6 protein-coding genes are annotated in these 13,469 nt (G+C 68.4%); 4 read left to right on the top strand and 2 right to left on the bottom strand.

Going from position 1 to position 13,469, the window contains the following annotated elements; genetic code table 11:
• Nucleotides 1–21 precede the first annotated feature (21 nt).
• The 4 genes from HDA39_RS19490 to HDA39_RS19475 are packed head-to-tail and all read left to right on the top strand — an operon-like array spanning nt 22 to nt 4,615.
• The gene (locus HDA39_RS19490) at nt 22–1,725 is read left to right on the top strand and encodes an ABC transporter ATP-binding protein (RefSeq protein WP_202893055.1); all 1,704 of its coding nucleotides are present in this window, start codon (nt 22–24) and stop codon (nt 1,723–1,725) included.
• On the top strand, nt 1,722–3,458 hold the full coding sequence (locus HDA39_RS19485) for an ATP-binding cassette domain-containing protein (protein WP_184796990.1): 1,737 nt from the start codon (nt 1,722–1,724) through the stop codon (nt 3,456–3,458). Before HDA39_RS19490 ends, HDA39_RS19485 begins: the two co-directional genes overlap by 4 nt.
• 14 nt (nt 3,459–3,472) lie before the next feature.
• On the top strand, nt 3,473–4,327 hold the full coding sequence (locus tag HDA39_RS19480; RefSeq protein WP_184796988.1) for a class I SAM-dependent methyltransferase: 855 nt from the start codon (nt 3,473–3,475) through the stop codon (nt 4,325–4,327).
• 36 nt (nt 4,328–4,363) lie between these two features.
• Complete coding sequence (locus HDA39_RS19475; protein ID WP_184796986.1) at nt 4,364–4,615, top strand: phosphopantetheine-binding protein; 252 nt, start codon at nt 4,364–4,366, stop codon at nt 4,613–4,615.
• Between the two features lie 45 nt (nt 4,616–4,660).
• Here the strand turns inward: HDA39_RS19475 and HDA39_RS19470 are convergent, their stop codons facing one another.
• Together HDA39_RS19470 and HDA39_RS19465 are read right to left on the bottom strand one after the other, a co-directional pair.
• Nucleotides 4,661–6,493 (bottom strand): siderophore-interacting protein, encoded by a 1,833-nt coding sequence (locus tag HDA39_RS19470; RefSeq protein WP_184796980.1) that lies wholly within the window; start codon nt 6,491–6,493, stop codon nt 4,661–4,663.
• Nucleotides 6,494–6,516: 23 nt separating this feature from the next.
• On the bottom strand, nt 6,517–13,467 hold the full coding sequence (locus tag HDA39_RS19465; protein ID WP_184796978.1) for a non-ribosomal peptide synthetase: 6,951 nt from the start codon (nt 13,465–13,467) through the stop codon (nt 6,517–6,519).
• Nucleotides 13,468–13,469: the final 2 nt, after the last annotated feature.

Below are 13,469 nucleotides of genomic sequence, written 5' to 3'. Positions count from 1 at the left end.
CGGGGACCTCTGACCCGTCGGATGCCTGTGCTGTGGCAGGCGCCCACCGATCCGCCCGAGGTCCAGCCGTTCGAGGCCGGCGCGGGGATCACGGCCGGTCGATTCCTCCTGCGCGTGATCCTTTCGGTGCGGCGGATCACCGTTCCTGCGGCGCTGGCCGCGACCGTTTGGCAGGTGGGCGAGGCGGCGGTCCCGGTGGTGATGGGCCTCGCGATCGACCGGGCGCTGGCCACCGGGGACGCGGGGCAGCTGGTGCTGTGGATCGGCGCACTGGTGGGCTTGTACGTCGGGTTGACGGCGGCGGCGAAGTTCGCCACCCAACTGACCGCGTACGCGATCCAGCTGCTGCAGCACCGCCTCCGGAGCACCCTCTCGACCGGCGTACTGCATCCGGCCGGCGGCGGTGCCCACGCGCCGGACGGGGGCGTCGTGTCGGTGATGACCAACGATGTTGCCCGGATGGCCAACGGGGTTCAGCTCGTGATCATGCCGGTCGCGAGGATCGTGACCATCGGCTTCATCGCCGTGTCGCTGCTGACGACGCACTGGCTGCTCGGGCTTGCGGTGCTGGTGGGGGCGCCGCTGGCGGTGTGGTTGATGGGCGTGCTCAGCGAGCGGCTGTCCCGGGACACTCGCGAGTACCAGGGACTGCTGGCCACGACCGTTGGACTGGCCACGGATGTCGTGGCCGGATATCGGGTGGTCAAGGGGATCCGCGCCGAGACCGAGGCGACCAGACGGTACCGGCAGGCAAGCCAGGAGACGCTCGTCGGCGCCAAGCGCAATGCGGGACTGCTGGGGCGGTTTCTGATGGGCTCCGGTGTGGTCACCGGCGTCTTCGTCGCAGCGGTGATGGGGCTGGCGGGCTGGTTCGCCGTGGACGGACAGCTGAGCATCGGCGAGCTGATCGCCGCGGTCGGACTCGCGCAGGCGTTGCTGCCGCAGATCCAGTCGATCGCGAACGACTCCATCCCCAACCTCGCCGGATCCCGCGCCTCGTCCGCGCGGATCGTCGACGTACTGAAGACCGGCCTGCAGGCCGACCCGAAGACCGACGCCGCCGTGGCGCCCGAGCCTGACGGCGCGACCCGGCCGGAGGTTCCGCAGCTACCGGTGCTGGAGGTGGCGACGCCGAGCGCGACGATCCGGGTGGAACCCGGCGAGCTCGTGGGAGTGCGCGCCGACGACCTGACCGCTGCCCGCCTCGCGGAGGCGCTGCTGGATCCGCGCGAGCGTGGCGGTGAGCTGGCGGTGCGGCTGGACGGGATCGCCACGGGGGAGTTGACCGCGCAGGAGTACCGCTCCCGCGTCACCGTCACGCCGCACCGGGTCATGCTGTTCAGCGGAACGATCCGCGACAATCTCACCGCCACGGCGGCCACACCCGAGCTGGTGACCGCTGCGGTGCGAGCTGCGGCCTGCGACGACTTCGCCGCCGATCTCGACCTCTCGGTCGGCGAGGACGGCAACCGCCTGTCCGGCGGCCAGCTCCAGCGACTCGCGCTGGCCCGCGCCCTGGCGAGCGACGCGCCGGTGCTCGTGCTGCACGACCCGACCACGGCGGTCGACTCGGTGACCGAGCACACGATCGCGGAGCGGTTGCGCGACCTCCGCGCGGGCCGCTCGACCTTGCTGATCACCTCGTCTCCCGCGTTGCTGGCCAGCTGCGACCGCGTCGTCGACCTGCTCGAGGACGCGCTGGCGCCCGCGGGGACAACGCTGTGAGCGCGGCAACCGGGCACGCGTTGCCGGTCGCGGGCGGCAGGGAGACAGCCAGGGAGGTGTGGCGACTCAGCCGTGGGCATCGACTCCGGCTTGCCATTGTCGGAGCACTGGGGATCGTCAGCACCGGCGTCAACGTGATCCCGCCGGTGATCATCGGATTCCTCGTCGACCGCGTGCGGGCAGGGACCGCCGACCTCGGCACCGTGCTGACGGTCACGGCAGTCATGGCGCTCTCGGCAGTGCTCGGCGCGGCCGGCACCGCCGTCACGATCGTGCTGGCCACCCGCGTCTACCACACCATCCTCGCCGGGTTGCGCGAACAGCTCGTGGGCCGCGCGATGACGCTCCCGCAGCACCTCGTCGAACGCGCCGGGACCGGGGACCTGATCTCCCGGACCAGCGACGACGTCACCGCTGTGGCCGACGCTGCCCCCGCTGTTATCCCCGCGCTCACCGTCACCGCGTTCACTATCGTCGTGTCGCTGGGCGGGCTCGCGGCGCTGGAATGGCCGTACGCCGCCGCGTTCGCCGTCGTACTACCTGTCTACGTCCTCGTCATGCGCTGGTACCTCCGCATCGGCCCGCGGGTGTACGGCGCCGAACGCGCGGCGATGAGTGCCCGGGCCCAGCAGATCCTCGAGTCCCAGCGCGGCTACGCCACCGTGCTCGGGCTCGGGCTCACCGAGCAGCGGCACCAGACCGTGATGACCGCGTCGTGGGGTGTCGCGGTGTGGACGCTTCGCGCCCGCGCCGTGCAGGTGATGCTCAGCCTCCGCCTGAACTTCGGCGAATGTCTGAGCCTGGTGACCGTTCTCGTCGTCGGCTTCGTCCTGATCGAGGCGGACGCATCCACCGTCGGAGCCGCCACTGCCGCGATGCTGCTCGTCCTGCGCCTGCTCGGGCCGATCAACGAGCTGGTGTTCGTCGTCGACGACCTCCAGTCGGCCCTGGCCTCGCTCAGCCGCATGATCGGGGTCGCCACGATCCCGGAGGAAACGGACGAGCCGGCAGCGACAGCGGACGCCGGCATCGCCGTACGGCTCCACGACATCGGATTCCGGTACGCCGACGGCCCCCGCGTGTTCGACAACCTCACCCTCGACATCCCCACCGGTCAGCGCCTCGCTGTGGTCGGCGCCTCCGGGGCGGGGAAGACGACGCTGGCCGCCGTCATCGCCGGCATCCATCTGCCCGACGCCGGGACGGTGGCCCAGCCCGGCCGGACGACGTTGATCACCCAAGAGACCCACGTGTTCGCCGGCACCCTGCGGGACAACCTCACGCTGGCCGCGCCCGGGGCCACCGACGACGACATCCACGCGGCGCTGGACGCCACCGGGGCGGCCGGTCTGCTCGACCTGCTGCCGGACGGCCTCGACACGACGATCGGCACCGGCGGACAGCCGCTCACCGATGCCCAGGCTCAACAGCTCGCCCTCGCCCGGCTCCTGCTCGCCGACCCGGAACTGGCGATCCTCGACGAGGCGACCGCCGAGGCCGGCTCAACCCACGCGGGGTTGCTGGACCGTGCCGCCGAGGTGGCGTTGCAAGGGCGCACTGGGTTGGTGATCGCGCATCGCCTCTCCCAAGCCGCGACCTGTGACCGGATCGTCGTCATGGAGCACGGCCGGATCATCGAGAGCGGAACCCATGACGAGCTGGTCGCCGCCGGCGGCGTGTACGGCGGGCTGTGGAGCGCGTGGGAGGCCGGACGGAGCATGAACAACAAGTGAGGAAGGACTCGGTCATGACGGGAAATGTCGTCGGCACACCGGACAACACGGCGGTGCGGACCGCCTTGTGGCGCGCCTTGCACACGCAGGTGGACGAGCCGCCGTACGTCCTCGAGGACGAGGTGGGTGCCCGGCTGGCGGGCGAAGACGGATGGCGCGAGCGCGGAGACATGGTGCCGGCCGCCTCGCGAGGAAAGCGCGGCACGGTGGTCGGGCGGGCGCGGTTGACCGAGGACCTGGTGGCTGAGGCCGCGAGCCGTGGCGTGGACCAGTACGTGATCCTGGGCGCGGGCCTGGACACGTACGCCCAGCGTCATCCCGAGGCGGGCTCGACGATGACCGTCTTCGAGATCGACCAGCCGGAGACGCAGGCCTGGAAGCGGGACCGACTGGTCGAGCTCGGCTATGACGTCCCGGAGTGGTTGCGCCTGGTTCCGGTCGACTTCGAAGCGAACGACGACTGGTGGGATCGCTTGCAGGCGGCGGGATTCGACACCTCGCGTCCCGCGGTGGTGTCCTGGCTGGGCGTCACCATGTACCTGACCGAAGAGGCCACGACGGCGACGCTCAAGCAGGTGGCGAGTCTGCCGGCCGGCTCCTCGCTCATCCTCACGTTCTTCCGTCATCTCGAGGATCTGTTGCCCGAGGACGTCCAGATTCGGCGCGCCTCCAGAGAGGGCGCCCGGCGGGCCGGTACGCCGTTCATCGGCTTCTACACCCCTGACCAGATCAGCGAACTGGCACGGCAGGCAGGCTTCGCCGGCGCCGACCATGTCTCGGCGGCCGGCCTGGCCGATCGCTACTTCGCGGGCCGCACCGACGGCCTGCGGCCCTACAGCGGCGAGGAAGTCCTGATCGCCACCGTCTGACCGTCATCACAACGAGCAAGGAAACAAGGAGTTCTGATGAGTCTCACCACCGAGCAGTTGATCGCCGATGTCGCCGACGTGCTGTACATCGAGCCGAAGGAGATCGACTACGAGCTGAGCCTCCGCGACCAGGGGATGGACTCGGTGCGGCTGATGGATCTGGTGGAGCGCTGGCGCACCGCGGGAGTGGACCGGATCGACTTCATCACCCTGGCCGAGGACTCGCGACTGGGGCACTGGATCGAGGTCATCGAGAAGCTGCAAGCCGGTGAAGAAGTGCCTTCCTGATCCTGCGGTAGCGGTGTGGTGCGGTCGACGAAGACCGCGCCACACCTACGGCGTCAGGACTCGCAAGGTGTTACCCCAGCCCACGAGCGACGTCTCGATGACCTTCAGTCCGGCACTGGCGATGACCGCCTCGAGCTCTTCCTCGGTGCGGTAGCCGGAGCCGTGCAGCGTCAGCCGCAGGAGGTCGAGCTCCGCGTCGTGCTCGTCCAGCTCAGCGGGATCGAAAGTTGCCTCCGACAACAGTATCCGGCCACCGGGGTGCAGACTCGCGGCGGCCTGCTGAAGAATCAGCCGCGCCTCCGCGTCACGATGCTGCCCGAGCGTCTCGATGATCAGTACGGCGTCCGCGGGGTCGGTCTTCTCGAACACCGACTGCTCGACGATCCGGACCCGGTCACGTCGCGCCGTATCCGCGATGCTGGTCGGGATGTCCTTGCGGAACCACTCCGCCGCGGTAGGAAGCGCGACGATCGTCACTCGGGCCTCCGGATGCCCCGCAGTGAGGTGGTCGGCGTGGACCGCTGCGCCGGCTGCATGGACGACTACCGTGCCGGCGCCCTGGAGCGCGGGTGCCTTCGCGAGCGGTTCGGCGAGGGTGTGCACGAACCGCGACTTGTTCTCCAGATACTTGTGCTCGAAGGTCGCATCGCCGCGGAGGGCCTCCCAATCCTGCACCGGACGATCGTGGCGGACCGCCTCTTCCAGGCCGTAGAAGCCTTGTGACATCCGGGATTCGACCCCGTTGGACACCAGGTGATCGAGCACGGACTCGTCGGTCAGGAACTCGCCGGTCTCACTGAGCGTGTAGTCATCGCCTTCTTGTTCCAGGAGCTCGATCGCCTGGAGGTAGCGGAGGAACTTCGCCAGCGAGCGTTCGTTCGCGCCGGTGTGCTGTGCGAGCGCGGGGACGGTGCGTACGCCGCGGCTGATGCAGTCGGCGATGCCGAGATTCGCGGCCGCCCGAATGGCCAGCGGCGGAAGCAGCTCGGACAGCTCATGGAACTTCTCGAAGGCCTCGTCGTTGCGCTCGAGGTCCGGCAGGGCGGGGTCCTCGTCCGACGCCACGACCTCGGCGCGCCGCCAGTAGCCGGTGAAGTCGATGTCGGCCTTGTCGACGCCGCGCTCCTCGATGAGGTACCGCCGCAGGTCACGGACCACGGACTGTTCTCCGGCAAGCCAAGCGAACATCGCGCCCTCGCGTCGGCCGGCAGCGCGTACTGCCTCCAGGAGCAAGGGTTGGGCGGCCGCTGCCTGTCCGTTGCGCACGACCCAGGTCACCTCGACACCGGGGTGTGCCGGGAGCTCGATCCGGTGCGACTCCTCAGCCACCTCGAGGTAGACCTCGGCCTGTGCGTCGGCGGGCAGTTCCCCGAGCAACCGGTCGATCGCCGGGACGGCCGTGTCGTCACCGACCACGAGGTGCCAGTCGTAGTCCTCGGGCCGCCTCTCCGAGACCGACGGTCCACCGACATGGAGACGATCGCCGGGGTTCGCCCGGTACGCCCACGTCGTCGCGACGCCCACACCATGCTTCACGAAGTCGATGTCCAGCTCGCGAGCCTGCGCGTCGTACCGCCGTACCGTGTAGACGCGCCACAGCGCCGGCGGGTCGGCCGGCCACCTGAACTTGCCGTCCTTGTAGACCGGGACCACCGGCTCGCTCTCGCCGGGGTACGGGAAGATCAACCGGACGCTGTCGTCGAAACCCTCGCTGGCGAACGCGGGGAACGTCGTACCGTCGCTGGCGGTGAACGATCCCAGCTGGTCACCGGTCAGCGTCACCCGGCGCAGTCCGGGAGTGACGTCGACAACCCGCGTCACCTCCAACTCCCGCAGGGCAATGGTCTGTACGACGGTGGGACGGGCGCGACGCGGCATGGTAAACCTTAGCATTGCCTAACCTAACGAAGCTCGGCTGTCAGAGCCTCTCGGAGCGCGGTGACCACGGTGTCCGCGAAGCCGAGGAACGTGATGGTCGTCGTGTCGGGGGCGAGGTGATAGCGGATCACCGCGCGATACAGCTGCTCGGTTCCTTCTGGGGTTGCTGACCCAACGTCGTAGATCCGCGTGACGAGTACCGCGGGGGAGGGAGTACGCCGCAACGCTCGCCGTCCGGTCTTGTTGTGGTAGCGGAGTAGCGCCAGCTCGGTGGTCGTGGTTGGCTCGGGCTCATCGAGAGCGACGGCGGCTGCCGCGGTGAACGGACCGATCGTGGTGTCGTCGGGAGTCAGCGGGACCTCTTCGTCGACGACGGCGATCCCCGTTGAACGGAGCGCGGTGCGGATGGCTTTGCGTACGACGTCTTCGGTCAGGAAGCCGTCCCGGTGGAAGCCGGAGACGTTGCCAGAGGCAAAGGTTGCCTCGTCGACCGGCTGCGCTCGGGCGAGCAGGCCTTTCCAGTGATCGAGGCCGTCCGTGGTCACCGCGTCACCGGCTGCTTCGATGGCTTCGAGCGCAGGGACGAGCGCTGGAGTCACCTCTGCTCCACCGGACAGGGCCTCCGTCAGACGATGCAGCGAGGCCCGGTCGATGGTTCCCGCGTGAACGGCCAGCACCGCAGCCGTCTGGGTGTAGGCGAGTGCGGCCGGGCGGCCGGTAGAGAGGTCGACGAGCTCGACGGCGGCCGCCCTGAGGTTGCTCTCAGCAACCATCTCCACAGTCTGGGGATCGACTGTCTCCGAAGGCAGGAGAGAGGTGAACCAGAGCCGTCGGTTGGTCGCGTCGACTGAGAGACGAAGCGCATCCGTGGTGGCGACGAGTGAGCGGAACGACGAGACCATTGGTTCGGTCGTCCGCAAGGCGATGAGCTCGGTGAAGACGTACTCATCAGGTGCGGCATCCGCCTCGCGTAAGCGCTCCAGGGCAGCGGGAGTTGGGATCAGAACCGGCTCGGCCGCAGGCACCGGCGGCTCGAGCAGCGCAGCGAGTGCGCCGATCGTGCGCTGCACGAACACGTCGGACAGGTTGAACGTCAACTGGCGTTCGCGAGCGTAGGCAACGAGTCCTGCCGCGGAAATGCTGTCGCCACCGATGCGGAAGAAGTCGCTGTCCACGCCGAGGTCGGTGTCTTCGCCCAGCCGGAGTACGCCGCGGAAGAGGCCGGCGACGGCGATCTCGGTGTCAGTCTCCGGTGGCCGGCCATTGGCCGCACCTGCGGCCAGGTCCGGTCGCGGCAGCGCCTTGCGGTCCAGTTTCCCGTTCGCTGTCACGGGGAATCGGTCCAGGCGAATGAACGTCGCGGGCACCATGTAGTCCGGCAGCGACCGCGCGAGCTGCTCGCGGAGCGCTTCCTCGGTGCTGGTCGTGGTGACGTAGGCGGCAAGGTACTGTCCGCCGGCCGGGTGCTCCAAGGCGACGACCGCCGCACCCGATACTTCTGGGTGCTGTGCGAGGACCGCCTGGATCTCGCCGAGCTCGATCCGGTTGCCGCGGATCTTCACCTGGTCGTCGCTGCGGCCGAGGTACTCCAGCTGCCCTTGGGTATTCCACCGCACGACATCGCCGGTGCGGTACCACCGCGCACCGTCGTCGGCAGCTACGAATCGGCCGGCGGTCAGGCCCGCGCGTGCCACATAGCCATCTGCGAGCTGCACGCCACCGAGATAGAGCTCACCCGCCACACCGACCGGCACCGGACGCAACCAGGCATCAAGAATCCGCGTCGTCGTGTTCGCCACCGGACCACCGATCGGCACGCTGACCGCATCGCCCCCGACCACCGGGTGAGCGGTCACATCGACGGCTGCCTCGGTCGGCCCGTAGAGGTTGTGCACCTCCGCGTTCTCGAACAGCGCAACGGCATTGGCCGCGGGCGACACCGGCAAGGCCTCGCCGGAGCAGAACACTCGCCGGACGGAGGCTACTGAGGACTTGTCCGGGTTCGAGGTGAGGAATGCCTGCAACATGGACGGCACGAAGTGGGTGACGGTCACGGCGTGACGCTCGATGACTTCGAGCAGATACTGCGGATCCTTGTGCCCGCCGTCTCTCGCCACAACCACCGTTGCGCCGGTCATCAGCGGCAGGAAGAACTCCCACACCGACACGTCGAACGTGAACGGGGTCTTCAGCAGCACCCGGTCCGACGTACCGATCCGGTAGTCGTCACGCATCCACCACAGGCGGTTGACGATCGCCTGATGGCTGATCTGGACGCCCTTGGGGCGTCCGGTGGTGCCGGAAGTGAAGATCACGTACGCCGGATCCGTCGGGAGCAGCGGACGCGAGAGCTGCGGTGAGTCGACCACGCCGGCGTCGAAGTGCTGCTGCACGAATTCGTCGTCGATCACCACACGGGGTGTGGCGTCCGCGAGGATGTGCTTGACCCGTTCGGCCGGATACTCAGGGTCGATCGGCACGTACGCCGCCCCGGCGCGGATCACGCCAGCCAGAGCGACCACCAGCTCGGCCGAGCGTGGCAGCGCGACTGCGACCCGCTCCCCGACCTGCACGCCCTGCTCGACGAGGAGGTGCGCGAGAGCGTTGACCCGCGCGTCGAACTGGCGGTAGGTGAGTTCGGTGCCGTCGTCGGCGATGACCGCGGCCGCGTTCGGGGTCGCCGGTGCTTGCCGGCGTACCAGCTCGTCGAGAGTCGTCGCGGGGACATCGACCGTCTCACCCCGCGACTGTTGCAGCGCCGGTTCGAACGACAGGTCGCCGATCAGTGTCTCCGGACCTGCAGCGATTGCCTCCAGCACCGACTTGAGAACCACGACGAACCGGTCAGCGGTAGCGGCATCGAACAGGTCGGTCGCATAGGCGAGCTTCCCACCCAGCTCGGCGGGTGAATCGAAGATGTCGAGGTCGAGGTCGGTCTTGACCGCGCCTACTGCCGCTGGAGTCACTGTCGTGTCGGCGCTCCCGAGCTGCACCCGGCGGCTCTCGATGACGCGGTGGGTGAGCATGATCTGGAAGAGCGGGTTCCGGCCGACGGATCGCTCGGTGTCCAGCGCACGGGTGATCTCCTCGAAGGGCGCGGCCTGGTGCTCGAACCCGCCGAGTACTGTCCGCTTGGTGTTCTGCAGTACGTCGGCGATCGAGTCACCGGCGTGGAACCGATGGCGGATCGGCAGCGTGTTCACGAAGTAGCCGACCAGCTCTTCCAGACCGTCCTCGGTGCGTCCACCGACCGGTGAGCCGATCACGACATCCGCACCGGCGCCCAGCGCCGAGACGGTCAACGCCGTTGCGGCCTGGAGGGTCATGAACATGCTCACGCCCTGCTCAGCCGCAACCTGACGCAGGCCGGTCGCGACCTGCGGATCGATGGTGAACCGTAGATCCGCACCGCGGTGGGTCGGTGCCACCGGTCGGGCCCGGTCCGGAGTGAGCGTGGACTCCTCGGGTGCATCGGCGAGCACGTCAGACCAATAGGCAAGGTGCCTCGACAGCGGTGAGCCCGAATCGGACGCCGCACCCAGGACCTCACGCTGCCAGATCGCGTAATCGGCGTACTGCGCCCGCAACGGCGTCCAGCCCGGCTCCTGCCCTGCAGCCCGCGCCTGATAGGCGGTCGACAGATCGCCCAGGAGCGACGGGAACGACCACTCGTCCACTGCGTGGTGATGGACCGCGACAACGAACGCCCAGTCGTTCTCGTCCGTGCGCAGCAGCGCGACGCGGATCGGAAGATCGGCCGCGAGATCGAACGCGGCCTGCACCACCTCGGCCACCCGCGCATCCACCTCCGCGACATCCTCGACCGGCAGCGAGATCCGGTCGGCCGCTTCCTTGGCCGGTACGACGACCTGCCGGAGCGTGCCGTCTTGCTCCACCAAGAGCGTGCGCAGCGCCTCGTGACGAGAAACCACATCCCGTACCGCCGCGATCAGAACCTCAGGATCCAGCGCGCCGGACAAACGCAGTACGACCGGTACGACGTACCGCCCACCCGGCCCACCCAACTGATCGATCAGCCAGAGCGCTTGCTGTCCGTAGGAAACGGGGAGCACGGCGGGGCGTGGTAGGTCGCCGACTCGGATCCCGGCGGTCGCGATGGTGTTGTCGGCGAGGTGGGCGAGTTCGCTGATGCGGGGGTGGTCGAAGACGTCGCGCAACGTCAATGCGGTGCCGAGTTGTGCGTTGGCGCGTGCGACGACCCGGGTGGCCAGTAAGGAGTGGCCGCCGAGGCGGAAGAAGTCGCTGTCGACACCGAGGTCGTCGTTGAGGTGGAGTACTTCGCGGAAGATGCCGGCGAGGGCAATCTCGGTGTCGGTCTGCGGTGCCCGGCCGTCGGCTGTGCCTGCGGCGAGGTCGGGTTGTGGCAGGGCGTGGCGATCGAGCTTCCCGTTCGGCGTGACCGGGAATCGGTCCAGGTGCATGAACGCTGTCGGGACCATGTAGTCCGGCAGCGACCGTGCGACGTACTCACGCAGCTCGTCGGTTGGCACAACGTCCCCGGTGAAGTACGCGGCGAGGTACTTGCCACCGGCGGGATGGTCCAAGGCGACGATCGCGGCGCCTGACACTGCTGGGTGCTGTTCGAGGACGGCGCGAGTTTCGGCGGGCTCGATGCGGAAGCCGCGGATCTTCACCTGGTCGTCGCTGCGGCCGAGGTACTCCAACCGTCCTTGGGTGTTCCAGCGGACGACGTCGCCGGTGCGGTACAGCCGCGCGCCGTTGTCGTCGGCAACGAACCGGCCGGCGGTCAGGGCCGCGCGGGCGATGTATCCGTCGGCGAGTTGGACGCCGCCGAGGTAGAGCTCTCCTGTCGCTCCGGCCGGTACCGGCCGCAGCCAGTTGTCGAGGACGTGCGCTGTCGTGTTGGCGACCGGCGTACCGATGGTGGTGTTGCCGGCGGTGGTGGCGTCGCCGGCGACCTCGGTGGAGCCGTAGAAGTTGTGCAGTTCTGCTTGTGGTGCAGCCTTTCGCAGGGAGTCTGCGGTGAGCTGGGTGAGCGGTTCGCCCGAGGAGATCCAGTGCTCGAGCGTGGTCAACGCTGCATCGTGACGGACGAGAACGTCAGCAAGGCTGGGCACGGTCAGCAGATGGGTGACGCGGTGCCGGGCGATCGTGTCGAGCAGTGCGGCTGGATCCTGAGCGGTCACAACCACGATTCGGCTCCCGGCGATCAGCGGCCCGAACAGCTCGGTGACCGCATCGACGAAGCCCACGCCGCTCTTCGAGAGCGCCACGCTGCCGGGCTCGTAGCCCAGGACTCGTTGACCCCAGGCAAGGCGGTTCACCAGCGCGCGATGCGACAGAGTGACGCCCTTCGGGTGACCTGTCGTACCCGAGGTGAAGATCACCACGGCGGCGTCGAGGTCGTTCAACGGCCGAGCCAGGACCGGAGGAGTCTTCACACCATCGAGTTGCTGTACTTCGGTGATCACCACGGCAGGCGCGGCGACGTCGAGGATGTACTTGATGCGTTCCGCAGGGTAGGCCGGATCGATGGGTACGTAGGCCGCGCCTGCTCGCAGTACTGCGGCTAGTGCGACGACGAGGTCTACTGAGCGGGTCATGGTGACGGCGACTCGGTCGCCGACCTGTACGCCGTCCTCAACGAGCTGGTGGGCCAGCGCGTTGACCCGTGCATCGAACTGGCCGTAGGTGAGTTCGGTGCCGTCCTCGGAGACCAGTGCGATCGCATCCGCGGTCTGCCGGCGCAGCAGTTCGTCAACCGTCGCGCTGGGAACCTCGAGCGTCTCGCCTTGACGCGCCTCGGGCGTGAACCCGGTCCTCAGCTCGTACAGGCTCTGCCCGTCGAGTGCGGCGGTGAGGAAGCGGCTGAACTGTTCGGCGTGCAGATGTGGGTCTTTGGTGGTGGAGCCTGCGGAGAGTTCTAGGCGGAGTCCGGTGTCCGGGCTGCGGTAGACGGCGAGGTCGAGTGATCCGACCGGGCCGGTGCTGATCGTTTCGCTGTGACCCAGGAGCGGTGTCGATTCGAAGAGCCTGATGTTGATCGTCGGGAAGGCCAGGTACGACGCTTGGCCGCTGGGCCAGGCACGAGCGATCTGGTGATCTTCGACGGCCGCGTGACGCCGCGAAGTCTTCAGCTGGTCCGCGACGACCTTCAGGACATCCTCGAAGGTGTCCCACGGGCTGATCGTGGTGACGACCGGGATCGCTCGCGAGAGTGCGCTGGGGGTTTTCAGCGCTTCGCGGTCGTCGCGCAGCATGAGCGGAACGCGGACTGCCAGGTAGCCGCGAGCGGTGTAGACGCCCCAGAGTGCGATCAAGGCGTCGGTCCAGGAAACCCTTGCGGTGCGCGCGAACTGCTGGATCTTCGCGTACGTGTCGTCAGGTGCCGGGACGAGGACCGATTGGCTGGCGGAGACGAAGACCTCGGACAGATCCTCTGGGTGGCCCGAGGCGTCGATGCCGAGGACGCCGCTCCAGTAGCTGTCGTCTTCGTCGGTGGTGGAGCCCAGGACGTTGTCCAGGCTGCCGAACCAGCGGTCGGGGACCGGATCGCCGGCGTAGAGCTCGGCAACGCGGCGAACGAAGAGGGAGATGCTGTAGCCGTCGACGAGCAGGATGTTCGTGACGAGGATCCAGGCCCAGGTGCCGTCGTCGCGACGGACCAGCGTCGACGAGGTGGCTGGTTCCGCGGTCGCAGCGAGTTGTTCGCGGGCAATGGTCCGGATCTGCGCGTCGTCGTGACTTGCGTCGACGATCTCGGTCGGCAGCGTGGTGGCGGTGTCGACGTACTGGAAAGGGACGCCGTCGTCGTCGCCGAAGCGGACTCGCAGTGCGTCGGTTTCGGAGAACGCGGTACTGACCGAGGAGGCGAAGGCGGCCGGGTCGATCGGGCCGTCCAGCCAGAGCAGTTGGCCTGCGCTGAAGACCGAGGAATCCGGAGCGAGGCTCCGTGCTACCCAGTTCCCTCGCTGGCTCGCAGTCAACTCCACGC

It is taken from the genome of Kribbella italica, from assembly GCF_014205135.1.
GTDB classification, from domain to species: domain Bacteria; phylum Actinomycetota; class Actinomycetes; order Propionibacteriales; family Kribbellaceae; genus Kribbella; species Kribbella italica.
This window is presented reverse-complemented; position numbering and strand designations above follow the sequence as displayed.

Coding starts and splice junctions, on each gene's coding strand:
- HDA39_RS19490 (WP_202893055.1), top strand. CDS start 22: ATGCCTGTGCTGTGGCAGGCGCCCACCGATCCGCCCGAGGTCCAGCCG.
- HDA39_RS19480 (WP_184796988.1), top strand. CDS start 3,473: ATGACGGGAAATGTCGTCGGCACACCGGACAACACGGCGGTGCGGACC.
- HDA39_RS19475 (WP_184796986.1), top strand. CDS start 4,364: ATGAGTCTCACCACCGAGCAGTTGATCGCCGATGTCGCCGACGTGCTG.
- HDA39_RS19470 (WP_184796980.1), bottom strand. CDS start 6,493: ATGCCGCGTCGCGCCCGTCCCACCGTCGTACAGACCATTGCCCTGCGG.